19 protein-coding genes are annotated in these 22,497 nt (G+C 61.4%); 4 read left to right on the forward strand and 15 right to left on the reverse strand.

Annotated features, from left to right (window positions below; genetic code table 11):
* The first annotated feature begins 89 nt into the window (after window positions 1-89).
* On the forward strand, window positions 90-1,091 hold the full coding sequence (locus CQ017_RS12590) for a LacI family DNA-binding transcriptional regulator (RefSeq protein WP_105554001.1): 1,002 nt from the start codon (window positions 90-92) through the stop codon (window positions 1,089-1,091).
* Window positions 1,092-1,153: 62 nt separating this feature from the next.
* On the opposite strand, the gene CQ017_RS12595 is transcribed toward CQ017_RS12590, so the two are convergent.
* From CQ017_RS12595 to iolC, 8 genes are all read right to left on the reverse strand, one after another.
* Window positions 1,154-2,644, reverse strand: coding sequence for a sugar porter family MFS transporter (locus CQ017_RS12595; protein WP_105554002.1), 1,491 nt, complete (start codon window positions 2,642-2,644; stop codon window positions 1,154-1,156).
* Between the two features lie 418 nt (window positions 2,645-3,062).
* The gene (locus CQ017_RS12600) at window positions 3,063-3,947 is read right to left on the reverse strand and encodes a sugar phosphate isomerase/epimerase (RefSeq protein ID WP_105554003.1); all 885 of its coding nucleotides are present in this window, start codon (window positions 3,945-3,947) and stop codon (window positions 3,063-3,065) included.
* 7 nt (window positions 3,948-3,954) lie between these two features.
* Window positions 3,955-4,968, reverse strand: a complete 1,014-nt coding sequence (locus tag CQ017_RS12605; protein WP_096282780.1) for a Gfo/Idh/MocA family protein — start codon at window positions 4,966-4,968, stop codon at window positions 3,955-3,957.
* A gap of 54 nt (window positions 4,969-5,022) precedes the next feature.
* Window positions 5,023-5,943, reverse strand: coding sequence for a sugar phosphate isomerase/epimerase (locus CQ017_RS12610; protein ID WP_105554004.1), 921 nt, complete (start codon window positions 5,941-5,943; stop codon window positions 5,023-5,025).
* Window positions 5,944-6,035: 92 nt separating this feature from the next.
* A complete protein-coding gene (locus CQ017_RS12615) occupies window positions 6,036-7,550 on the reverse strand; it encodes a CoA-acylating methylmalonate-semialdehyde dehydrogenase (RefSeq protein ID WP_105554005.1) in 1,515 nt (504 codons plus the stop codon).
* Between the two features lie 56 nt (window positions 7,551-7,606).
* Window positions 7,607-9,535 (reverse strand): 3D-(3,5/4)-trihydroxycyclohexane-1,2-dione acylhydrolase (decyclizing), encoded by a 1,929-nt coding sequence (gene iolD / locus CQ017_RS12620; RefSeq protein ID WP_105554006.1) that lies wholly within the window; start codon window positions 9,533-9,535, stop codon window positions 7,607-7,609.
* Between the two features lie 30 nt (window positions 9,536-9,565).
* The gene (locus tag CQ017_RS12625) at window positions 9,566-10,495 is read right to left on the reverse strand and encodes a deoxyribose-phosphate aldolase (protein WP_096282787.1); all 930 of its coding nucleotides are present in this window, start codon (window positions 10,493-10,495) and stop codon (window positions 9,566-9,568) included.
* Between the two features lie 2 nt (window positions 10,496-10,497).
* A complete protein-coding gene (gene iolC / locus CQ017_RS12630; RefSeq protein WP_105554007.1) occupies window positions 10,498-11,490 on the reverse strand; it encodes a 5-dehydro-2-deoxygluconokinase in 993 nt (330 codons plus the stop codon).
* A gap of 339 nt (window positions 11,491-11,829) precedes the next feature.
* On the opposite strand from iolC, the gene CQ017_RS12635 reads away from it, so the two are divergent.
* From CQ017_RS12635 to CQ017_RS12645, 3 genes are all read left to right on the forward strand, one after another.
* The gene (locus CQ017_RS12635; RefSeq protein ID WP_105554008.1) at window positions 11,830-12,837 is read left to right on the forward strand and encodes a LacI family DNA-binding transcriptional regulator; all 1,008 of its coding nucleotides are present in this window, start codon (window positions 11,830-11,832) and stop codon (window positions 12,835-12,837) included.
* A gap of 102 nt (window positions 12,838-12,939) precedes the next feature.
* Complete coding sequence (locus tag CQ017_RS12640) at window positions 12,940-14,112, forward strand: Gfo/Idh/MocA family protein (protein WP_181150550.1); 1,173 nt, start codon at window positions 12,940-12,942, stop codon at window positions 14,110-14,112.
* Window positions 14,109-15,122 carry a sugar phosphate isomerase/epimerase gene (locus tag CQ017_RS12645; RefSeq protein WP_105554009.1) on the forward strand — a complete coding sequence of 338 codons (1,014 nt, stop codon included), beginning with the start codon at window positions 14,109-14,111 and terminating at the stop codon, window positions 15,120-15,122. The genes CQ017_RS12640 and CQ017_RS12645 overlap by 4 nt, the downstream gene beginning before the upstream one ends.
* Before the next feature lie 90 nt (window positions 15,123-15,212).
* Here CQ017_RS12645 and CQ017_RS12650 read toward each other — a convergent pair whose 3' ends face one another.
* From CQ017_RS12650 to uraD, 7 genes are all read right to left on the reverse strand, one after another.
* Complete coding sequence (locus tag CQ017_RS12650; RefSeq protein WP_096282795.1) at window positions 15,213-15,818, reverse strand: malonic semialdehyde reductase; 606 nt, start codon at window positions 15,816-15,818, stop codon at window positions 15,213-15,215.
* Between the two features lie 190 nt (window positions 15,819-16,008).
* Complete coding sequence (locus CQ017_RS12655) at window positions 16,009-17,220, reverse strand: MFS transporter (protein ID WP_105554010.1); 1,212 nt, start codon at window positions 17,218-17,220, stop codon at window positions 16,009-16,011.
* Between the two features lie 73 nt (window positions 17,221-17,293).
* Window positions 17,294-18,256 carry an ROK family protein gene (locus CQ017_RS12660; protein ID WP_258133620.1) on the reverse strand — a complete coding sequence of 321 codons (963 nt, stop codon included), beginning with the start codon at window positions 18,254-18,256 and terminating at the stop codon, window positions 17,294-17,296.
* 704 nt (window positions 18,257-18,960) lie between these two features.
* Window positions 18,961-20,496 carry a nucleobase:cation symporter-2 family protein gene (locus CQ017_RS12665; RefSeq protein WP_181150551.1) on the reverse strand — a complete coding sequence of 512 codons (1,536 nt, stop codon included), beginning with the start codon at window positions 20,494-20,496 and terminating at the stop codon, window positions 18,961-18,963.
* A 77-nt stretch (window positions 20,497-20,573) separates the two neighbouring features.
* Window positions 20,574-21,497: a factor-independent urate hydroxylase gene (pucL, locus tag CQ017_RS12670; RefSeq protein ID WP_096282801.1), complete on the reverse strand. Its 924-nt coding sequence runs from the start codon at window positions 21,495-21,497 to the stop codon at window positions 20,574-20,576.
* 4 nt (window positions 21,498-21,501) lie between these two features.
* Window positions 21,502-21,858, reverse strand: coding sequence for a hydroxyisourate hydrolase (gene uraH, locus CQ017_RS12675; protein ID WP_105554012.1), 357 nt, complete (start codon window positions 21,856-21,858; stop codon window positions 21,502-21,504).
* A 28-nt stretch (window positions 21,859-21,886) separates the two neighbouring features.
* A complete protein-coding gene (gene uraD / locus CQ017_RS12680; RefSeq protein WP_105554013.1) occupies window positions 21,887-22,381 on the reverse strand; it encodes a 2-oxo-4-hydroxy-4-carboxy-5-ureidoimidazoline decarboxylase in 495 nt (164 codons plus the stop codon).
* Between the last annotated feature and the right edge of the window lie 116 nt (window positions 22,382-22,497).

Consider the following 22,497-nt stretch of genomic DNA (forward strand, 5'->3'; position numbering starts at 1 on the left):
CCCCTAGAACGTTCTAGATAAAGTGTTCAGGAAAATCATGGCACACTGGATAGCAGGTGTCTATAACGTTCTAGAAGAAAGTTCCGCCAATGCCGCATGCATCTGCGCCACGCCCCGCCAAACGCCCTACGTTGGCCGACGTCGCCCGCGCCTCAGGGGTCTCGGTAGCACTGGCCTCGATCGTGCTGCGCGAGGCTGAGGGCGCCAGCGGAGAATCCCGGGCCCGGGTCAAGCAGGCCGCCGCGGATTTGGGCTACCGCCCGGACTCGCGTGCACGGTCGCTGCGCAGCAGCCGCAGCAGAACGCTTGGCCTGGCCCTGGCGCTGGGAGAGCCGCTGCACGCGGAACTGGCAGATGCTTTATACGCGCAGGCGGACCAGAGCGGATTTGAAATCATTCTAGGCGCCACCGGCAGACACCGAGATGAACGCCGTGTGCTCAATACCCTCATCGACGCCGGAGTCGAAGCGGTGATCGGAGTGTTCCCCGAACTGCCAGCCGCGCAGCTGGTCCAGGTGTCCAAGCAGCTTCCCGTCATCAGCCTGCTGCGCAAGGTCAAAGGCATCCCCTCAGTCATTACCGACGAGGCTGCCGGCGTTGAACAAGTCGTCAGCCATTTGGTGCAGCGCGGCCACACTCGGCTGCTGCATCTGGATGGCGGATCCGCCGTCTCGGCGAAACAGCGGCGAGATGCCTTCATCGAATCCGCTGCCCGCGCCAGCGCCAGCGGCCAGATCCTTCCAGCGGGTCCTGACGAGGCGACCGCTTTTGCGGTCCTGCGCGAGTATCTGGAGAAAATGCCCCAGGCCGAACGCGCCACGGCGGTACTGGCCTTTAATGACCGCGCGGCGCTCGGCGCCCGGCAAGCGATAGATCTTGCGGGCCTGCAGGTTCCCGAGCAGATCTGCCTTGCCGGATATGACGACAGCGAATTCGCCAGGCTTGCGCATGCCGATCTGACCAGCGTTCGCCAAGATGTCGCAGCCCTGGCCCAGGCCGCCATGCAGGCGGCCCTGAATTCCCCGGGAGCATCCAGCACCCATGCGCCGCAGCTGGTGGTGCGCGGCAGTACCGGACAGCGCCGGGCATAGCAGGGGGCCCAGCCCTGCCAATTGGCGGGGCTGGGCTCACTAGCTCAGCGAATGGTCGCGCCTTAGGCGTTGACCGCCGGCTTGACTTGGTAGATCGCTCCTGTGGAGACGTCCTCTTCCAGGGCTTCCAGTGACCGTCCGCGGGTTTCGGGAACCTGGGTGGCCACGAAGATCAGCGCCAGCACACCGATGCCTGCGAAGATGAAGAATGATCCGGTAATTCCGACACCGGAGACCAAAGAGGGGAAGAACAGCGCCAGCACACCGTTGGTGGCCCACCCGAAGAACACCGAGATGCCAATTCCCAGCCCGCGCATATGCAGCGGGAAGACTTCAGCCAGCCACACCCAGACAGCCACGTTGAGGAATGTCTGCATGGACATCACGAAGGCAACCACCAAGATCAGGATCACCACTGGTCGGATAGGGCTGCCGACCGGCAGCAGCATGCCCGCGATGGCTACCAGCAGGTGGCAGGTGGTGGTCAGCGCCAAGCCGATCAGGAAAGTCTTGCGGCGGTCCATACGGTCCATATTGCGCAGGGCGATGATGCCGCCAATCACGGCAACCACGCCGAAGGCGATATTCGCCAGGACTGCCTGCTGCTCTGACATGCCGGACTCTTCCAGCACGCGTGTTCCGTAGTACATGATCGAGTTGATGCCGGTGAGCTGCTGAGTCATGGAAACGCCGATGCCGATGGCGACGATGCGCAGCAACCACTTGTTTTTCAGCACGGCCTTGATGCCCACCGGCTTGTTGTTCCGCTTTTCCTCGTCGGCAACGATCTCGATCTCGTGGACTTCGGCCAGTGCACGCTCAGGCGAACGCACTGTCTTGAGCACTCGCAGCGCCTCGGCATAGCGGCGCTTTTCCACGAGCCAGCGCGGAGATTCAGGCATGCGCAGCATGCCGAAGAACAACGCCAGCGCTGGCAGTGCGCAAATTGCGAACATGATGCGCCAGACGCCATCCACGGTTCCACCCAGGACGGTTCCAATGATCGCGTTCATCACGAAGGCGGCCAACTGACCCGAGACAATGGCCAGCTCATTGCGACCGGTGATGGATCCGCGAATTTCATACGGGGCCAATTCGGCCAAGTAGATCGGCACGACCGTGGATGCGCCACCCACGGCCAATCCGAGCATGATGCGTCCGGCGATCAAAACACCAAAACCCAGTGGTGAGAAAGTTCCCGCTTCCGGGCCGGCAGGCGAGAAGACTACGAGCAAGGTTCCGGCAAAGAACAGGACTGCCAGCAAGATGATGGTCTTGCGCCGACCCCATACATCGGCAATTTGTCCGCCGATGAGCGCTCCGAACGCGGCGGCGAAGACCAGTGAGCTGATCACCACGCCAACTTGCAGAAGGTTCAGGCCGAGTTCCGCTGCCATGGGACCTTCGGCGCCATTGGCAACACCGGTGTCGTATCCGAAAAGCAATCCGCCAAAACAGGCGATGATGGAGATCAAACCGAGTCGCTTAACATGAGGCCCCGCGGTGAGGGGCGGCAGGCTTGACTCTGCAGAAGCTTGCTGCGCACTAGACATGGGAACTCCTTTGGATTGCCCGGGTGAAAGCATTACTGGCCTTGGGCCATCCATCGGATCGACTGCGATCCGGCTTCCTCCACTCGGTTCGGCGGGCACCAATTCGCATCATTCTGGTTCCTTGCCGATAACTGAAAGTGATGGGCTTCACAGCCCCTATGTAAGGACAATACGTCATCAGTGTTTAGCGGGCAAGCATTATTGGCTATTAAGTCCTGACAAATGCCGTTTTTCTTGCCGCACCGGCCCTGCCGACCGCTAGTTCCCGAGACTGTACGCACAAATCAATCTGGAATTCTGCGAGCTCTTCTCGAGCCGTCCTGTGCTGAGGATGACTCCCGGGCCGGATGACGAAAGCCGAACCCGCAAGGGTTCGGCTTTCGTCATCCGGCAACTCAACTCGGCGTTGCCTGATTTGCTAGGAACGCGCAGCTTGGACGGAAGCTACACGGCTGCGCATCTGCTCCAACTGGAATTTGGAGACCTCGACGGCGTTCTCGTTCTCGGCAAATACGCTGGAGACCATGACGCTCTCCTCGCGGTCGGCAAAACCGTTGGCCACGAGACCGGAGAAGAATCCATCCCAGTCCACGTCCCCATCACCAAGCTTCAGGTGCTGGTGCACGCGCACCGGATTGCCCGGCGGATTGGTGATGTAGCGCAACCCGTGCGAGGCATGATGGTTCATCGTGTCAGACACATGCACCACCCGCAGCCTCTCCCCCACGGTCTGCATGATTTCCAGCGGTTCATCCTTCATATGGAAGGAATGAGAGGCGACGTAGACAAAGGACAGATTCGGCGAATTCACCCCGCGGATTACCCGCCAAGCTGCCAAGCCCTCTTCGACGAAATCATCCGGATGCGGGTCAATGGCCACGTTAATGCCCTCGCGCTCAATGATTGGCACGAGCTCCTCCATGGAACGGTAGAACGCGGCCTCGGACTCCTCGGCGCGTTCCGGCCGTCCGGAGAATTCCGTGTTCATCTGGTTCACGCCCAAATCCACGGCGATCTGGATGGCGCGCTTCCAATAGCGCACCGCGGCCTGGCGCAAATTCTCCTCGGGCGAGGACCAGCGCAGCACCGGAAGCACCGAAGCGATCCCCACCCCGGCGGCCTTGCACCGGGCCGCGAGTTGCGCGACCAGGTCATCGTCGGCCTTGGGGTGCGTGAAGAACGGAATCATATCCGCATGCGGGGTCAGCTGTATGCAGTCATAGCCCAGCTCCGCTGCCAGTTCCGGGAACTGGAGCAGCGAGTGCGTGGAATGGAACGGGGTCGGGTCCAATGCGTATTTCATGATGCCCCTAGCTGTAGAGATCCGGCTTGCTGTTCAGCTTGACTGCCACCTTTTCGCCGGTGCGCTGGGCCTCGACTCCAGCCTCGCAGCATGCCGCGGTGGCGTAGCCGTCCCAGGCGCTCGGCCCGCCCAATTCCCCGCGCAGCGCGGCGTCAACCCACGACTGGATTTCGGTGTCGTAGGCGGCGCCGAAACGCTCCTCGAAGCCCGGGGTGACCTTGCCGCCCCACTGCCCGGCGGTACGCACATACGGTCCGGCGTCATTGCCGATGGACACGATGCCATCTTCAAAGGATGCCTGGGTCGCCACCTCGTAGCCGAACTTCGCGTTGACGTAGATCTCCACGTCGGCGAGCACTCCGGCAGAAGTTTCCAGCAGCACATGCTGTGGGTCATGCTGGCCGTTGGGTGCATTGCGGGTGGCTTTGCCCAAGCGCACCTGCACCGAGGTGATCTCTGCGCCGGTGAAGTAGCGAATGGCATCGAACTCGTGGACCACCGAGTCGTTGATCAGCATCTCATTGGTGAAGCCTTCCGGGGTGGATGGGTTGCGGTGCTGGTGGTGCAGCACCAGCAATTCACCCAGGCTCTCGTCCTCGATCAGCTGGCGCAGCTGCCGGTACTCGGCGTCAAAGCGGCGCATGAAGCCCACCTGGATGCGCTTGCGGCCCAGTCTGGCCTCCGCCTCGACAATCTCCCATGAGGAAGCGGCATCCGGGGTCAGCGGCTTTTCGCACAGCACCGGAATATCGGCAGCAAGCACCGTCAGCAGCGCATCGTGGTGCAAGAAACCGGGGGTCGCCAGCAGTACGGCGTTGACCTCGCCGTCGGCGAGCGCCGCGGGCAGGTCGGTGTAGCCCTTGGCGCCCGGGATGTCTGCGATGGCAGCGTTGACCCGGTCGGTGTCAATATCGACAACGGCCGCCAGCTTGGCGCCGGAGATGCGGTGGTGGATGCGCTGGATGTGGTCGGCGCCCATGCGTCCGGCTCCGACGACGGCGACGCGCAGGATTTCTGGCACGATGAGTCCTTTCAAGATTTTTTGGTGGTCCTGGTTTGAGTTAGGCAAGTTGGCCTAGACGCGGGTGTGCGAGCCGCAGCTGAGTAGGTAGTCGCGCGTGCGGGTGGCGATGGGCAGCGGCACCGTGAAGTCGGCGACCGGGTACATGTCCTGTTCGACAATGCCGAAGATCGGGCGGCCCAGCTTCTCCACTTCCGCCAAGACCTCATTGAGGTCAGGCAGGCCCGAAGGTGGTTCGCACATGACCCCGGCGAGGTTGGCCGCGGCCCAGGTCAGGTCCTGCGCGCGCACCGTGGCCAAGATGTCCGGGTTGATCTGCTTCAGATGCAGGTAGCCGATGCGCTCCGGGAAGCGGCGGATCAGATCCACGCTGGAAGCTCCACCGTATTCGGCATGCCCGGTATCCAGGCACAGGGTGGTGAACTGCGGGTCGGTGAGCTCAAGGAACTTCTCGATATCGCTCTGGCCGCAGACATGCGAGTCGGCGTGGGAGTGGAACTGCTGTTTCAGGCCAAATTCTTCCTGCAGGATCTTGCCCAACCGGTCATGGCCCTGGGCCAGCGAGTCCCAGGCCGCGGCATCCAGTGTGCCGGATTCGACGGCTTGCCCGGTGACGTCATCGCGCCACATGGCTGGGATCACCACAATATGCTCCCCGCCCATGGCGGCGGTCAGCTCGGCCACCTTTCGGGCTGGCTCCCAGGCTTGCTCCCAGGCGCTGGCACTGCCGTCGATGCCGCGGTGGAAGGCGGTGAAGACGGTGCCGGCGCAGACGTTCAGGTCGCGGGCGGCCAGCTCATCGGCCAGCTGGGCGGGGTCGGTAGGCAGGTACCCGTAGGGACCCAGCTCGATGGTTTTGTAGCCGGCCTCGGCTACCTCGTCGAGGAAGCGCTGCCAGGGTGTCTGCTTGGGGTCATCGGCAAACCAGACGCCCCAGGAGTCGGGGGCAGTTCCAATGGTGATGTTCTGTGCCATGGCATGTACCAGAATCTTTCGATGCTCATTGCCGATGCCGACTGATTACTGGCCGGCATCGGCACGATGGAAATTAGTTGCAGTGCAGGAACCTAGTTTGAGGGGAAGCTGTACGAGGCGGTCGACAGCTGTGCCGGCTCCGGCCACCGCTGCGTGACTGCCTTGCCGCGGGTGTAGAAACGCACACCGTCCGGTCCATAAATGTGGTGCTCGCCAAATAGTGAATTCTTCCAACCACCAAATGAGTGCCATGCCACCGGTACCGGGAGCGGAACGTTTACCCCGACCATGCCCACATGAATACGTCGGGTGTAGTTGCGAGCGTGCGAACCCGAGGAGGTGAAGATTGCGGTGCCGTTACCATATGGGTTGGCGTTCACCACGTCGATGGCTTCATCCAAGGAATCAACGCGAAGCACCACGAGTACCGGGCCGAAAATTTCCTCGGTGTAGGCACTCATTTCTCGGTTCACCCGGTCCAAGATGGTCGGGCCAACGAAGAACCCGTTTTCATGGTTCTTGACCACTAGGTCTCGACCATCCAAGATCAGGGCGGCACCGGCCTGTTCGGCCTCGCCAACAATCTTCTGCAGGCGAGTCTTTGATGCCGGTGTGATGACCGGTCCCATATCTGCTTTTTCGTCAAAGCCGTGGGAGACGTTCACGCCACGGGCTCGTTCGGCTAGCTTGTCCACGAGGATGTCAGCGGCCTCGCCAACGGCCACGGCCACGGAGATCGCCATGCAACGCTGGCCTGCCGAGCCGAATGCCGCAGCATTGATATGGTCTGCAGCCTGCTCCATATCTGCATCCGGCATGATGACCGCGTGGTTCTTGGCACCGCCCAATGCCTGGACGCGCTTTCCGTACTTGGTTGCGGTCTCGTGTACGTACTTGGCAATGGGTGTTGACCCGACAAATGAAATTCCGTCCACATCTGGGTGGGACAGCAAACCATCTACAGTTTCCTTGCCGCCATGCAGCACCTGGAATACTCCGTCGGGAAGCCCCGCCTGCTTGAAGAGCTCCGCAATCAACAGCGCAGCCGACGGATCACGCTCGGAAGGCTTGAGGATGAAGGCATTGCCGGTGGCGATGGCAACTGGCGCCATCCACAAGGGAACCATGACCGGGAAGTTAAACGGGGTAATTCCGGCAACTACGCCTAGTGGCTGGCGGAATGAGAAGACGTCTATGCCGGTGGATACCTGGTCCGAGTATTCCCCCTTGAGTGACTGGGAGATTCCGGCGGCGTATTCCACGACCTCGATACCGCGGGCTACTTCGCCGGCCGCGTCCGAGAGTACCTTGCCGTGCTCGCTGGTTACCAAGCGGGCCAGGTCATCGGTGTGTTCGGTGAGCAGTTGCTGGAAGCGGAACATGACCTTGGTGCGCTTGACGATGGAGACTTCGCCCCAGCTGTCGGCGGCGGCGTGGGCCGCTGCCACGGTCTGGGCCAGGTCTTCGGGGCTAGCCAGATGCAGCTGACCGGTAATTTCGCCGGTTGCCGGGTTGTAAACCGGCTGGGTGGCGGTTCCGCTGCCCGCGGTTGGCTGTCCGTTGATGAAGTGCTTGATGTCGGTAATTTCGGTGGCAGTTGTGCTCATGATTAGCTCTCGTCTAGTAGCGAAAAAGTGTTGGGCCGGCGATAACGTGCGGCGATTCAGCCTAGATAAGGCTTCTGCCGCTCCTTGTGGCTTTCGTAGACTTCACGGGCCTTCGTCGTGGAATCCAGCTCGGATGTTTCACTGACCGGCACGTCCCACCAAGACTGGCTGGAAGGCGCATCGGCGTAGAGATCCGATTCAATATGGATGAGGATTGGGCCGGATCCTTCCGGCGCTGCCTTTGCGGTGGCGATGGCGGTCGAGAGGTCCTCGATGGCCCGATCTCCGGGGGCGATTCTTATGACCTTGACTCCCAATGATTCGGCGTTCAGCGCCAAATCGATTGGCAGCGTTTGCCCCTCGTCGAAGGAATGCGTTTGGGTGTCCAGTGCACGGTATTTGGTGCCGAAGCGCTGGGATCCCAATGATTCGGAGAGCGACCCGATGGAGGCATAACCGTGGTTCTGGATGAGCACCGTGATCAGTTTGATCCCCTCGGCCACTGCGGTGACCAGTTCGGTGTGCATCATCAGATAGGAGCCGTCGCCGACCATGACCACTACGTCACGGTTTTCCGCGCCGCGCGCGGTCTCCGCAAGCACCGCACGCTTCAGTCCCAGCCCACCGGCGATTTCGTAACCCATGCAGGAGAAGCCGTATTCCACGTGATATCCGAAGGGGTCCGAAACCCGCCACATCTTATGCAGGTCTCCGGGCAAAGATCCTGCCGCGCACACTACAACGTCGCGGGAATCCATGGCCTGGTTGGTTGCGCCGATAATGGCATTCTGGCTGACTAACGGGCTTAGCCTTTCGGCGAATGCCTCATCCACGGTCGCATCCCAACGTTGTTTCTCTTGGGCGGTGAACACCTCAAGAGCGCCTTCCACCCGATACCCGGTGAGCGCTTCGCGCAGGGCAATGAGCGCCTTGCGAGCATCCGCGACGATCGGCAGCACGGTGGCGTGCTTGTACGCATCAAGTGCGGCAACGTTGATATTTACGAACTTCGCTCCGGGGTTTTGGAAGGCCGTACGGCTGGCCGTGGTGAAGTCCTCATAACGGGTACCAATACCGATGATCAGATCGGCTTCTGCGGCCAACGCGTTGGCCGCAGAAGTACCGGTGGAACCAATGGCTCCTAGCGAATGCTTCGAGTCCCAAGGCAGGGCGCCAACGCCGGCTTGGGTATTGCCCACCGGAATTCCGGTGGCCTCAGCGAAGGCCGCAAGCTCCTCGGTCGCATAGGCATAGAGCACTCCGCCACCGGCAACGATCAACGGGCGCTTGGCAGCACGAATCAGCTGCGCAGCCTGGGCTATGTCTTCGGTTTCCGGGGCCGGGCGGCGGATCTTCCAGTCGCGTTCGGCAAAGAACTCTTCCGGGAAATCAAAGGCCTCGGCCTGGACGTCCTGCGGCAAGGAGATGGTCACCGCGCCAGTTTCGGCCGGATCGGTGAGCACGCGCAGACCGTGGTGCAGTGCGCTGGCCAACTGTTCCGGCCGGGTGACCCGGTCAAAGTACTTGGATAGCGGGCGGAAGGCATCGTTAACGGTGATGTCGTAGCCGTGCGGCATTTCCAGTTGCTGGAGTACTGGATCGGCGGCACGGGTGGCGAAGGTATCGCTGGGCAAGAGCAATACCGGCAAACGGTTAGCGGTGGCCAGCGCGGCACCGGTGAGCAGGTTGGAGGAGCCAGGCCCGATGGAGGTGGAGACCGCATAGGTGGCGCGGCGGCGGGTATGCCGGGCATAGGCCACCGCCTGATGCGACTGCGCCTGCTCGTTGCGACCTTGGTAGTACGGCATGAGGCTCGGGTCTTTGAGCTGCCATTGCTTCAGGGCCTGCCCCACCCCGGCGACATTGCCGTGGCCGAAGATGCCGAACATTCCTGGAATCAGGCGCTCTCGATAGGCAGCTCCACCGATGTTGTCCACCGTGTACTGTCGTCCCAGGAATTCTACGACCGCCTGAGCAACGGTCATTCTGCGTGTAGTCATCGAGCTTTGTCCTTCTCAGCTGCGTACAGGAGTGGTGGTGTTCAAGAGCGATGCGGCGGTGGCCACGGCGGCGGCCACATCCCCGTCCTCGGGATACAGCAGGGTCCGGCCCACGGTCAGTCCCTGTACCCCGGGCAGGGCCAGGGCATCCTGCCAGGAGGCGAACACCTTATCGGGACTGCCTGCGGGATCTCCGCCGAGCAGGACCGTGGGCAGGGTGGTGGCGGCCATAACCCGCTCCATTTCCTGGACCACGGGGATTTTCAGCCAGGTGTAGGCGCTGGTTTCGCCCAGTCCGGAGGCGATGCCCATGGACTTGATCACTGCCTCCGGGCGCAGGTCGTTGACTACCTTGCCCTCGGCCCGCTTGGAGATGAACGGTTCGACCATGGCGACCAGCTGGTGCCGAGCCAAATCGGAGACGGCATCGGCGGTGGCAGCCAGGGTTTTCACGGTGTCCGGATCCTCGTAGCTGATCCGGGTGAGCATCTTGCCGCCGTCTGCGCCCAAGGCGGCCAGGGCCGCAGCGCTATGCCCGGTGAAGCGGTCATCAATCTCGTTGACCAGGCCGGCGAGCCCGCCGCGGTTCATCGAGCCGAAAACCAGCTTGCCTTCCAGTGCGCCCAGCAGCAGCAGGTCATCGAGGATATCCGGCGAGGCCAGGACCCCATCGCAGGCGGGGTTCTGCAAGGCGATCCGCAGCCGGTCCAGCAGTTCGCGGCGGTCGGCCATGGCCGTGGCGCGCTTGCCTACGGATAGCGCCCCGCGGGCCGGGTGGTCGGCGGCGATGATGAAGTTCTGCCGGCCCAGCACCGGGCCGGCATGCTTCTGGCGCAGCGAGGCGGCGCGCTGCACCGCTGCCGGGTCTTCTAGCCGCTGGCGGGTGATGGATTCGTAGCGGCGCGGGTCTTCGCGGTCCACGTGCAGGTCGGATGCCTGTTTCATAACTAGACCAGGTCTTTCTGGGAGGCGGGTACGGTGCGGCCGCGCTCGGCCAGCAGGGCGTTCACTTCTTCTGGGTCCGGCATCGCATCGGAGCAAGCGACCTTCGAGGCCACGATCGCCCCAGCGGCATTGGCGTAGTCCAAGACCTGCTCCAGCGGCCAACCGGAGAGCAGGCCGTGGCAGAAGGCGCCGCCGAAGGAGTCGCCGGCGCCCAGTCCGTTGGCGGTCTGCACCGGAACCGGCGCGGAAACCACACGTTCGGTGCGGGTTTTGGCCATGACGCCTTCGGGGCCGAGCTTGACCACGGCGATCTGCACTCCGGCCTCCAGCAGGCGGTCGGCCTGCTCATCCGGGGTTCCTTCTCCAACGGCTACCGAGCATTCGGTATCGTTGCCGATGGCCACCGTGGCCGAGGGCAGAGCCCGGGCTACCTGCTCGCGGGCTTGCTCAACGGAGTCCCAGAACATTGGGCGGTAGTCCAAGTCCAGGATGGTGAACTGCCCTGGGGCCAGCGAACCGGCCGGGCGGGCCTCGTAGGCTTCCAGCTGCGCGGTGCGCGAAGGCTCTCGGCTCAAGCCGGTGACGGTGCTCCAGAAAATCTTGGAGTTCTTGACCGTGTCGAGGTCGATATCGCTGCTTTTGATATTCCAGTCCGGTGCCATCGGGAAGCGTCCGTAGAAGTACAGCGGGAAGTCATCTGGTGGCATGATGGCGCAAAAGGTGACTGGGGTCTGCAAGCTGGCATCGCGGGTGACCTGTGCGCGGTCCACGCCGTAGCGGTCCAATTCGCGTTCCAGGAACGTGCCGAAGTCGTCGTCGCCGATTTTGGTGATCACCCCGGCCGCGCGGCCGTGCCGGGCAGCTGCCACAGCGACGTTGGTGGCAGAGCCACCGAGATACTTGCTGAAGGAGTTCACGTCGGCGAGGGAAACGCCGATGTCGTTCGGGTAGACGTCAACGCTGATGCGTCCGAGGGTGAGTACGTCGTAAGTCACGCAGATCGACGTCCTTTCGAGTCAGAAGTTCAGGGATCGGCCAGCTGCCGAAGATGTGAACGGTGCCACAAGAAATACTTTGCACCATGAATCTAGCTCTGTCAAAGGTTTGTACTGACATATTTACAACATGAGTAACACTGCGAGTGGAAAACCGTGGAATTCTGCGGATATCAACCAGGCCAAGTCGACAAAAGTTTATGGTCTTCTCGAGAACTATGTCCTGACGTTAAGACCTGACTAGTTTGGAATTCCTGCTCCGAAGCTGACGTTGCCGCATTCGAAGCAGGCGGAACGCTAGGCTCTTAACAAGAACCCGGACCAAGCCCAGGAGGCACCATGGCAGCAGAACGCCGCCGCGCGACGATTTACGATGTCGCCCAAGCCGCCGGCGTCTCCAAATCGCTGGTATCCCTGGTGCTGCGCGGCTCCCCCAGCGTCTCCGAGCCACGCCGCGCCGCGGTGCTGGCTGCCATCGAGCAGCTGAACTACCGCCCGAGCCAAGCCGCGGCCGCACTGGCCGGTGGCACCAGCCAGACCGTCGGCGTGGTGATCGACGACTACACCAACGTCTGGTTTGTCGAATTGCTTCGCGGGCTGCAAGAAGGTCTGGGCAATGCCGGACTGCGCATCGCCGTCTCGGACCGCACGCTGAACGCGCATGTGGAGTCGGACCCGCTGGATGGATTTCTCAGCACCCGCGTCGAGGCCTTGGTCCTGGCCACCGAACCTACACCGGCCATGCGCTTCCCCTCCCAGATCCCGGTGATCGTGGCAGGTAATCGAGCAACACAGGTGACCGGAGCGGATATTTCAGCAAGCGACGACCGGTTTGGCGCACGTCGAGCCATCGAATACCTGATTTCACTGGGGCATCGGCACATCGGGCACATCGGTGGCGGCGGAGGCGCATCAATGCTCAGGCGCAACGGATACCAAGATGCGATGAGCGCGGCGGACCTGGACGAGCGCATCGTCATCCTCACCCCGCACACCACCGAGGACAGCGGCTATCAGTGCACGAATCAGCTTCTGCGCGAAACCCCGGAAATTACCGCCATCCTGGCCGGCAATGATTCGATGGCCATGGGCGCGCTGGCCGCGGCCCGCGAGAACGGCCTCTCGGTCCCCGAGGATCTGTCGATTATCGGCTACGACAACTCGCCGCTCTCCGGCACGCACCTGCTGCGCTTGACCACCGTAGACAGTCGCAACCGCGAGCTCGGCATGCACGTGGCCGAACAGGTGCTTTCCCGGCTCGCGGACCCTGAACGCGCTGCGCAAAAGGTGTCACTGGAGCCAGCACTGGTTGAGCGCGGCACCTGCGCCCCCGTTCGCCCCGCCTAGATAATCCCCGCTCAATACCCCTTGACCGCCACTTGGATTCGCCTTTACACTTTTTTGGAGCGCTCCAAAATCCCCCTGAATAACTTCCACCCAGGAGAATCCGTGACAAAAAGCATCGGAATCGCAGTCATCGGCGCAGGCATGGCCGGCTTGTCCCACATCGCCGGCTACCGCACCGCCCCCACCCTCTACGAATCCAACCTGCCACCGCTGCGCTACGTCGCGGTGGCCGATGTGAACACCGAGCTCGCAGCCAAAGTTGCCAAGCGTTACGGCTACGAAAAGGCACTGGGCTCCTGGCAAGAGGTGGCCAACGATCCGGACATTGATGTCGTTTCGGTAGTGATTGCCAACCGCTTCCACCGCGAAGCCGTTGAAGGTCTGCTGGCCGCCGGCAAGCACGTATTGTGCGAAAAGCCGCTGGCCGACACCCTAGAAGAAGCCCAGGCCATGGCCACAGCGGCCCGCAACGCCAACTCCATTGCCCGCGTCGGCTTCACCTTCCGCCGCACCCCGGGTATCGCCACGATCCGGAACCTAATCACCGATGGCACCCTGGGCAAGGTATTGCATTTTTCTGGTCGCTATTGGACCGACTACGGCCACAATCCACAGGCTCCAATGAGCTGGCGGTTCAAGGGTGAGGCCGGCTCTGGCGCACTGGCCGATGTGGGAAGCCACCTGTCTTACATCGCCGAATTCCTGGCAGGCGACATCGTTTCGGTCAGCGGCGGGCAGCTGAGCACCAGCATCACCGAACGCTTCCTGCCGGCCGGCGCCGTGACCGGACACGACCTGGTGAAACTAAGTGATAAATCGGAACCGGTGGAGAACGACGACTATGCGGCGTTCAACGTCCAGTTCGCCGAAGCCTCCGGCAGCCTGGAAGTCTCCCGTGTCGCCGCCGGCCACCCGAACTCACTGGCCTTCGAGGTCTTTTGCGAGAAGGGCGCGGCACGCTTCAGCCAGCTGCGTCCGTCGGAAATCGAAATCATGCTCACCGAAGGACCTTCGGCAACCAACGGCTATCGCACGGTGAACCTCGGTCCGGAGCATGCTTACCTCGGCGGCGGGCTGCCCATGGACGCACCAGGTGTCGGCTTCGGCCAAAACGACGCCTTCAGCTATCAAGCCCGTGCCTTCCTCGACGAAGTCTGCGGCCTGGACACCGACCTTCCCCCGAATGCGACATTCGACGAGGGAGTGCACAATATGCAAATCCTGCAGGCGGTCGTCCAGTCCGCCGGCAACGACGGAAAGAAGGCAGCCCTGTGAAACTCGGTGTATACAACGCAATCCTCCACGACCGCCCCCTGCCCGAAGCGCTCAAGATCATCAAAGACCTGGGACTGACCGGCATCGAGCTGAACACTGGCGGATTCTTGCCAGCAGTCCATGTGCCCAATTTCGACCAGATTCTGCAAAGCGATAGCGCCCGGGACGACTTCCTGGAGATCTTTGACCACGCCGGCGTGCAGATTGCCGGGCTGAACTGCAATGGCAACCCCTTGCATCCCAACCCGGTTATTGGCGACCGGCACGCCGAAGATATCCGCCGCAGCATTAGGCTCGCGCAGCGCCTGGGACAGCATCGTGTTGTGACCATGTCCGGCTTGCCCGGCGGTGAACCGGGTGCCACCCGAGTCAATTGGGTGGTGAACGCTTGGAACTCGACAGCACTGGAGCAGTTGGATTACCAGTACGGCCTCGCGGCCGAGTTCTGGAAGGAGATGGATATCCTGGCCCAGGACAACAACGTCAAGGTCGCCCTGGAGCTGCACCCGCAGAACCTTGCTTTTAATCCGGCCAGCTTCCGTGAACTCATCGAACGCGCCGGCACCAGCAACATCGGCGTTGAGCTCGATGCCTCGCACCTGTTCTGGCAGCAGATGGATCCCGTGGCCGTGGTTCGGGATCTTGGCTCATGGGTCTTCCATGCCGCCGCCAAAGACGTGCGCATTAACCCGCATGCGGCTATCCAAGGGGTGCTGGACAACAGCTTCCGCAAAAAGAGCGCGGACGAACCACGCACCAATATGGGCGGGGACGAATGGGTTAATGAATGGCCGGATAACTCGGCCTGGGACTTCGTGGCCTTGGGCAAGGGACACGGGACCGCGTTCTGGACCGAGTTCCTGCGTGCCCTGCACGAAGTGGACCCAGAGATGCTGGTGAATATCGAGCACGAGGATACCGAATTGGGTGCAGTTGAGGGGCTTGAGGTGGCCGCCAAGGTACTTCTCGACGCCGATGCTGCGCTGAGGTCTTCGCTGGCTACCCGCTAGCAAACTGGCTCAACAACTAGCGAAGCCCGGAATTCACGAAAATGAATTCCGGGCTTCGCTTGTGCGTTGCTAAAGTTCGTCGAGCGGCCCCTAGACAGTGCGGACGACTGCTTCGTAGTCGAAGCGGTCCTTTGGTGCACCGATTTCGCCTTCGGCTGGTTGGCCGATATTCAGGACCAAGAAGCTCTTCTGGTCGCCTTCTGGGAAGAAGGAAGCATCAATGGCGGAGAAGTCTGCACCGGTCATGGGTCCAACGGCGAAGCCCAGACTGCGTGCAGCCAGGATGAAGTAGCCTGCCTGCAGGTGGGCGTTGTTGTTGCCGGTGGAGGCAGTGAAGTCGGCATCGGCGTCGTACATGGCCTTGGGTGCGTTGTAGCCTGGCAGGAAGTTATCCCACTGCTCGTGCCATGCGGTGTCATAGCTGAGGATTGCCACCAGCGGAGCTGCGGCAGTCTTGGCCCTGTTGCCATGCGACAGCGCGTCGACCAGGTTCGCGCGTGCTGCGTCGGACCGTACGTAGGTCACGCGCAGCGGCTGGGAGTTGAAGGCAGTTGGGCCGAACTTGGCCAGCTCGTAGATCTCCTGGGCCTGCGCCTCGGTGACTTCGCCGGCGAAGGCGTTGGCGGTGCGTGAGTCGCCAAAGATGGAGTTGATCGCGCCGGAGCCGATCTGGGTTTCGTCAGATGCAATAGTCATACTCATACCTTTCGGATCGGCCCGCGGCCACTGGATTGGGCCACTGCCGGGCTCGGTCTTCTTCTACCGATATCCAACTAAGAACAGCTTCGCCTCATTCCAATTATTAGCGTGTTCTATGCAACATGGAGAACAGCGGCAAGCGTGAACCACGGCTTCTGGGCCAGCACCTGCCGAGCCAAATCCGGCCCTAAAAACTAGTTGAGATCACTCGATTCCCAGGACCGGCCCAGCGGCGATGCAGCTTGGCACAGCCGAGCGCACACAGCGCGATGGCTGCACCAAAGTAGGTTACCGCCATCGATTCGCCGCTGATCTGGCCTACCCAGCCCAGCCCTAAGGCACCCAGTGCAGTCAGTGCGTAGCCCAGCACCCAAAAGGCTGAGCTGGCGCTGCCTCGATGTCGCGGCTCAATGCGGCGCAACACGATTCCCAGGCCTACCGGGAACAATGCGCCGTGGCTCAGTCCCGCAACGATCAAGCCGGCAAGATACATCGCCATCGCCAAGCTTCCGCCAAGTCTTGGTGCTAGAGCTATCAGCACCGCACCAATCGCCAAGCCGGCATACCCTAGGTGAATTTTTTCGCTCACCAGCTTCCCTCCGGCCTTCTGGCCCACCGCCGTGGCGACAAAAATCAATGATCCGATGAGCCCCAGCAATCGCAGGTCCGTAATGCCGAAGGCACGGACCACCAAAATGGAAGTCATCGCGGTGCAACCGCCCATCACCGCGAAGCCCAAGGTCATCAGCCCGCCCACGCAGAAGTCGCGCAATGTGACGCGTGGCACCAGCGGAAGGCTGAGTTTCAATCCGTGTCCGCGGTGCATCACGCTGTCCGGGGCCATGGCAAGCAATGCGATGCACAGACCTGAAAGTACTGCGTGAACGCTGAAAGCAATCATCGGGACGGATGGGAAGAAGAAGGTCAGAAATGCAGCCAGGGCTGGCCCGCTGCCCAGACCCACCATATTGGCCACGCTGGAAATGCTGGCACCGCGTCCGGAGCTGGAGACCAGATCAGTCAGATAGGCGGTCGCCGTTCCAGTGACCAGCCCGGCACACACCCCGGAAAGGGTGCGGGCAATGAACAGCATGGGTGCCTCGGCGGCCATTGCATAGAGTATTCCGCTGGCGGCCGAAGCGAGAAGCCCCAGGATCATGACGGGTTTTCGGCCAATGGCATCAGATAGGGAACCGAAGATGCACAATACCGCGAGCACCACGATGGCGTATATCGCAAAAAGTTGCGTTGAGGCGGCGGTGCTTAGGCCGTATTCATCCTGAAGCATCGGATACAACGCGGTGGGCATCGTGGTACCGCACATGGCGACCGCATAGGTCCCCAAAACGACAGTCAAGGGCCAGCCGCGGATTCGGCTTGGTTTTGTGCGCAGGACCATGCCAAGACCTCGCTCCCATGTTGCGTAACAACCCGAGCCTAGATAAGTCCTAATGTCCTGTCAATGTTATTCATTATTGTTGCTGATTAAACCGCGCTAAATCAGCAGCCCCAATCAGTCCGGCCACCGGGCCCAATTCCGCCTGGCTGATCTTCGCAAAAGGACGGTATCCCCTGCCAGGCAGGGTGCGGCGATAGGTCTCCTCCGCCGTGGAAACCAGTTGCTTCGACGCAGCACCCAAACCGCCACCGATAACGACGGTTCCCGGGTCCAGAACCGAGACCAGATTCGAGATGCCCAGACCAAGCCATTCGCCCATATCCGCAATGAGATCGGCACAGGCCGGGTCGCCCTCTGCGGCAAGTCGAGTTACCTCTGCGCCGGTGACGGCCTCCGGGTCATCGTCCACGGCCTCGCGCAGCCGGAAGGCCACCGGCGATTTGCTGCGCACAAGTTCGGCTCCTTCTCGGCCCAAGGCATTGCCAGAAGCGTATTGCTCCCAGCAACCGCGGTTGCCGCACGCGCACCGATGGCCGCCGGGAACGATCACCTGGTGCCCGAATTCTCCAGCAATGCCGGACTTGCCTCGGTGGATCTGCCCTCCGAGGATCACTGCCCCGCCGATTCCCGTTCCGAGGGTCAGGCACACCATATCGCTCTCACCGCGGCCTGCGCCGAAACGGTGCTCGGCCCAGCCGGCAGCGTCAGCGTCATTTACCAGAGTCACCTCGTGTCCAACGAGCTTCATCAGGCGGTCGCGCACCGGTTCATTTCGCCAGGACAGGTGGGGGCTGAACAGCACATTCTGCCCCTTGCGGTCCATCCAGCCAGCAGCGCCAATACCCACCGGCAACGCTTCGTTGCCCTCCGAGAGCTCGCGAATCATCTCAGCCAGGGCACGTTCTGTCCCCGCCACATCATGGTCGGGCGTCTCGCGGCGGATCTGCCCGAAGGCGTTCCCCTCTTCGTCCACGAGGGCTGCAAGGATTTTGGTGCCACCGATGTCAACGCCGATGGAAAGATTTGCTGGACTCACAGTCATCCAGCTTAGACCCTCGCAAAACGCCGACAGTTCCAATGCGCCGCTGGTGCCTAGGACTGTTCACGCGCAGGCGCGACCTTCCACGCGTTGCCCACCATCTGGCATCCCTGCGAATTCAGGACTCATGCAGGCTATTTACCGCCAGCTACGATTCTTTTCGACCCGCCCCCGCCAAGCGGGCTGCTCCCGAACGATTCAGGGTCTAAACTCCGGGTTAAATGATTGGCTACAAGGTAGCATCCGCTCGCGAGATGTCGCAGTCCGGGAAGACACCCAACGGCTAAGGGCTGAATTGGGGTTTGTACCATTTCCGAGATTTCCCTCGCTTACCATGCCCACTGCTCATAGTGCGGAAAACGTCGAGCGGAACGTGGCCGCACCAGGTTCGAATTCGTGCAGCATGCACCGGAAGGATCCGTCCCAGGGCCTCCATAGGAAATCGGTTCACTGCGCCCATCGACCAAGGAATTCAATGCATTGCTTGTTTCCATGGGAACGCCCGAATTCAATGCCCTCGGGGTCCGCTGGTAGACCATCTTCGCTGCCGCGGGCATCATCGCCCGCGCAAGTGCGGCCGGAGAATAGTTGGAGCACAAATGAAAGTGCTCGCAAACCGGGGTTTGCGAGCACTATCCGCTGATGGTTATTTCTCGTCATCGAGCACTTCGTCGACGCTGGGGGCAGGTTCAGCCGTTTCCTCAGTGTTCCGCGGTTTTGGCAACTCTGGGTACAGGCATCTCGATGGCCCCCGTCTGGATCTGCTCGAATTCTTCCGGCGTGACCACGGGGATCTCGTAACCCTCTTTGTCGATGAGCTTTCCACCTTCATAGTGGTCTCCCTCTATCAGCCCGCAGATTTCTTCGCGCTTCACCATGCGCGGCGGGGCGGCGGAGAACACCGAAGAGTTCTTCGAATTCCCGAATTTCAGTTCGTTGAATAGCAGGTTCAACAGCACCGCCATGATCGCGGCCGAAGAGATCCCCGAGTGGAAGATCGTTTCGAACCAGCTTGGGAAGCTCGCATAGAAGTCCGGCTTGACGATCGGGACGCAGCCAAAGGAGATCGATGCGGCCACGATGACTAGGTTCATCCCGTCATATTTGATCTTGGACAGGGTTCGAATTCCGGAGGCGGCTACGGTGCCGAAGAGCACGATTCCGGCACCGCCGAGCACCGGGGTAGGAATCGCGGCGACCACACGCCCCAGGATCGGCAGCAGGCCGAGCACCACCAGAATGCCGCCACCGGCCGCGACCACGAAGCGGCTGGTGATCCCGGTGATGGCCACCAAACCGACGTTCTGCGCGAAGGCCGACTGCGTGAAGGTGTTGAACAGCGGAGCCAAGGCCGAGGAGGCCATATCGGCACGCAGCCCGTCGGCAATGCGCTTTGAATCCACCCGGGATCCGGCGATCTCACCGACTGCCAGAATATCGGCGGTGGTTTCGGTCAGGATAACCAGGACCACGATGGTCATGGAAATGATTCCGCCCAGCTCAAAGACCGGCATGCCAAAGGCCAGCGGCTGCGGGAAGGCGAAGACCGAGCCGGTACCGACCGCGGAGAAATCTGCCATCCCGAGCAGGGCCGCGGCCACGGTGCCGAGGACGATAGCCAAAAGGATCGACATCCGCGAAATTGCGGCGTTGCCGACCTTGGAAAGCAGCAGCACGGCGAGCAGCGTACCGGCGGCGAGCCCGATGTTCGGCAAGGAACCGTAATCGGGAGCCTCGGCGCTTCCTCCCATGGCCCAGTTCGCCGCGACCGGAGTCAGCGAGATGCCGATCATCGTAATGACCACCCCGGTGACCACCGGCGGGAAGTACCTAATCACCCGCGCGAAGAACGGCGCGATGAGGAACCCGATGAGCGCGGCAACGAGAACCGCGCCGAAGACCGCCTGGATGCCTCCTCCCCCGTTGACGATGGCAACCATCGTGGCGACCGAGGCAAAGGAGGTTCCCTGGACCAGCGGCAGCTGAGCTCCGAAGAAGGGAATTCCTACAGTCTGCAAGATAGTTGCCAGCCCGCCAATGAACAGGCAGCTGGCCACGAGCAATCCGACTTCTTCGCTGCTCAGCCCCGCCGCACCGCCGATGATCAAGGGCGGGGCGATGATTCCCCCGTACATGGTCAGGACATGCTGAAGCCCGTAGGCCAGTGACTTGCCAAATGGTAATTTAGCGTCCTCTGGCCGTAGTGCTTTGATAGATTCATCAGGTGTAGCGCTCAAGGCTGACCTCCTACGTCAGTCGCTGCCATAAAGGGTGTGCCGGTGTGTCCGCACCGGCACACCCTTTTCACATCGGGTTAGATAAATGCAGGGATATTGGCCCACACCGGATGGTTGACCTCGGTTCCCTCGCGGGAGAGGGTTGCTTCGATCAGTCCATAGGGCCGATCTGCGGCAAAGAACACTTCATTTGGGTTGTCCTGGCCGAAGACTTCCAGGTCCACCAGGAAGTGGTGCTTGTTCGGCAGGGACATCTTGATCTCTGCAATTTCCGGATGCGCCTCAAGAACCGCTTGGCCCATGTTGTACATGCTCTGCTGCAGCGCGTACGAGTGGGTCTGCGCAAACTGGGTGAGCATCAGCGAACGCACCGAGCTGTATACGGCGTCGTAGTCGATGCCGGCCGCGACGGCCTCCGGGTTATAGCGCCAGCGGGCGGTGACATCGGTGGCCAGGATGCGGTCGGTGGTTTCCTTCAGCGTCGTGTACCGATCAACCGGGAATCCGTGGAACTCGCTGCCCGTGGACTTCAGGACGGTGAGGCCTTCCAGCCCCGCGACGATGCTCTTTTCTCCGTCGGACCCGATTTCCAGGACGGCCGTGCGAATTTCGGACTTGTTCTGCGAGAAGGCGTGGTCGTGATCGTTGATGCGGTCCCAGAAGAACTGCTGCGCCGCCCATCGGCCACCGGTGATCCAGTCGAATTCGCCGGTGAAATGATTTCCCAGCTGAACCAGGAAGTCTTCGATAGCGCCCACGCCGTTGCGGGCCAATCCGTAGACGGTGTTCTTCTGGGTGTCGGTGGGTACGACTCGGGCGTTGTCTCCGTCGATGTGGGCGGCCGTGAAGTCGCCGTGCAGCTGGCTGGTGACGTTCAGATCCTGGATCTGGTGGCGATCGGTGTCGCGGGTGATTTTTACCAGGCGGACCTCGGCCTTGCCATACTGGTTGGATCCAAGCACGATCTTGGTTCCTGCTGGGGCATTGATTTCGGTAGTCATGGTTCTAACTTCCTCGGTACGTGGAATATGCAAACGGGCTGATAAGAAGAGGTACGTGGTAATGCTGGTCGACGTCATTGACGTAAAAGTCGATGCTTACCGCGGGGAAGAAGCTTTCCGTTCCCTGCTTCCCGAAGTAGTCGCCGGTTTCGAAGGAAATCCGGTAGCGTCCTGCTTCAACCTGAGCCGGCCCCAGAGTCTTGATGCGGCCGTCCGCATCGGTGAGTCCGGATCCGATTTCTTGCCAGCCGGATGCCCTGTTGGCTTCCAGCGTGGCCTTGACACCGGAGGCAGGCCTCCCGGTCCCGGTGTCGAGAATGTGGGTGGTGATGTGACTGCGTACTGCGGTCGATTCATCCATGAAGTACTCCTTAGCTCAAGGGTTGGCTTTAGCCACTGACCGCGCTGGACATGCGGAGCAGCGCAATCGCACGCAACTGCTCGGCTACTTCGCGCAATTCGGTGTCCTCGTCATTGCCGAGGCGGCGTTCGCATTCGGCGAGGATTTCATTGCTGCTCCGCCCCGCGGCACGGATGAGGAAAACCCTGTTGAAGCGGGCTTCATAGCGGCGGTTGGCTTCGGCCAGACGGGAGGTGACATCGTCATCGAGCCGCAGGCTTGCTTGCTCGCCCCGGGAGAGCGAAGCTTCGGCGGAATCTCCCTGAGCCCGCTCGCCGATGCGGGGGTGATGCGCCAGCGCCGCAGCGATTTCTGACTCGCCAAAGGGCGCGGCACTGCGTTGGGCTGCGGCCGTTAGCGCAGCACTGTCTGCATAGGGGCGTGCCGCCACAAGCTCGTTGATCCAACGCTCCACATCGAGGCATGGCCGCAAGACGGCGGCAGCGTCTGCCTCGGGTAAGTTGTTAAAAACATGCAGGTCCATCGGGTGATCAGCTCTTTTCTTACACCACGATCCGATGGCTGAACACCCTTACCACCGATGGTTCTATCGGCTTCGACTCGATGTTTTTGGATCGTGGAATCTTCGTTCCACTACTG

It is taken from the genome of Arthrobacter sp. MYb224 (assembly GCF_002975455.1).
Taxonomy (GTDB): Bacteria; Actinomycetota; Actinomycetes; order Actinomycetales; family Micrococcaceae; genus Glutamicibacter.

Coding starts and splice junctions, on each gene's coding strand:
- CQ017_RS12590 (WP_105554001.1), top strand. CDS start 90: ATGCCGCATGCATCTGCGCCACGCCCCGCCAAACGCCCTACGTTGGCC.
- CQ017_RS12615 (WP_105554005.1), bottom strand. CDS start 7,550: ATGAGCACAACTGCCACCGAAATTACCGACATCAAGCACTTCATCAAC.
- CQ017_RS12635 (WP_105554008.1), top strand. CDS start 11,830: ATGGCAGCAGAACGCCGCCGCGCGACGATTTACGATGTCGCCCAAGCC.
- uraD (WP_105554013.1), bottom strand. CDS start 22,381: ATGGACCTGCATGTTTTTAACAACTTACCCGAGGCAGACGCTGCCGCC.
- pucL (WP_096282801.1), bottom strand. CDS start 21,497: ATGACTACCGAAATCAATGCCCCAGCAGGAACCAAGATCGTGCTTGGA.
- CQ017_RS12625 (WP_096282787.1), bottom strand. CDS start 10,495: ATGAAACAGGCATCCGACCTGCACGTGGACCGCGAAGACCCGCGCCGC.
- iolD (WP_105554006.1), bottom strand. CDS start 9,535: ATGACCGTTGCTCAGGCGGTCGTAGAATTCCTGGGACGACAGTACACG.
- uraH (WP_105554012.1), bottom strand. CDS start 21,858: ATGGATGAATCGACCGCAGTACGCAGTCACATCACCACCCACATTCTC.
- CQ017_RS12600 (WP_105554003.1), bottom strand. CDS start 3,947: ATGAAATACGCATTGGACCCGACCCCGTTCCATTCCACGCACTCGCTG.
- CQ017_RS12655 (WP_105554010.1), bottom strand. CDS start 17,220: ATGGTCCTGCGCACAAAACCAAGCCGAATCCGCGGCTGGCCCTTGACT.
- CQ017_RS12595 (WP_105554002.1), bottom strand. CDS start 2,644: ATGTCTAGTGCGCAGCAAGCTTCTGCAGAGTCAAGCCTGCCGCCCCTC.
- CQ017_RS12610 (WP_105554004.1), bottom strand. CDS start 5,943: ATGGCACAGAACATCACCATTGGAACTGCCCCCGACTCCTGGGGCGTC.
- CQ017_RS12650 (WP_096282795.1), bottom strand. CDS start 15,818: ATGACTATTGCATCTGACGAAACCCAGATCGGCTCCGGCGCGATCAAC.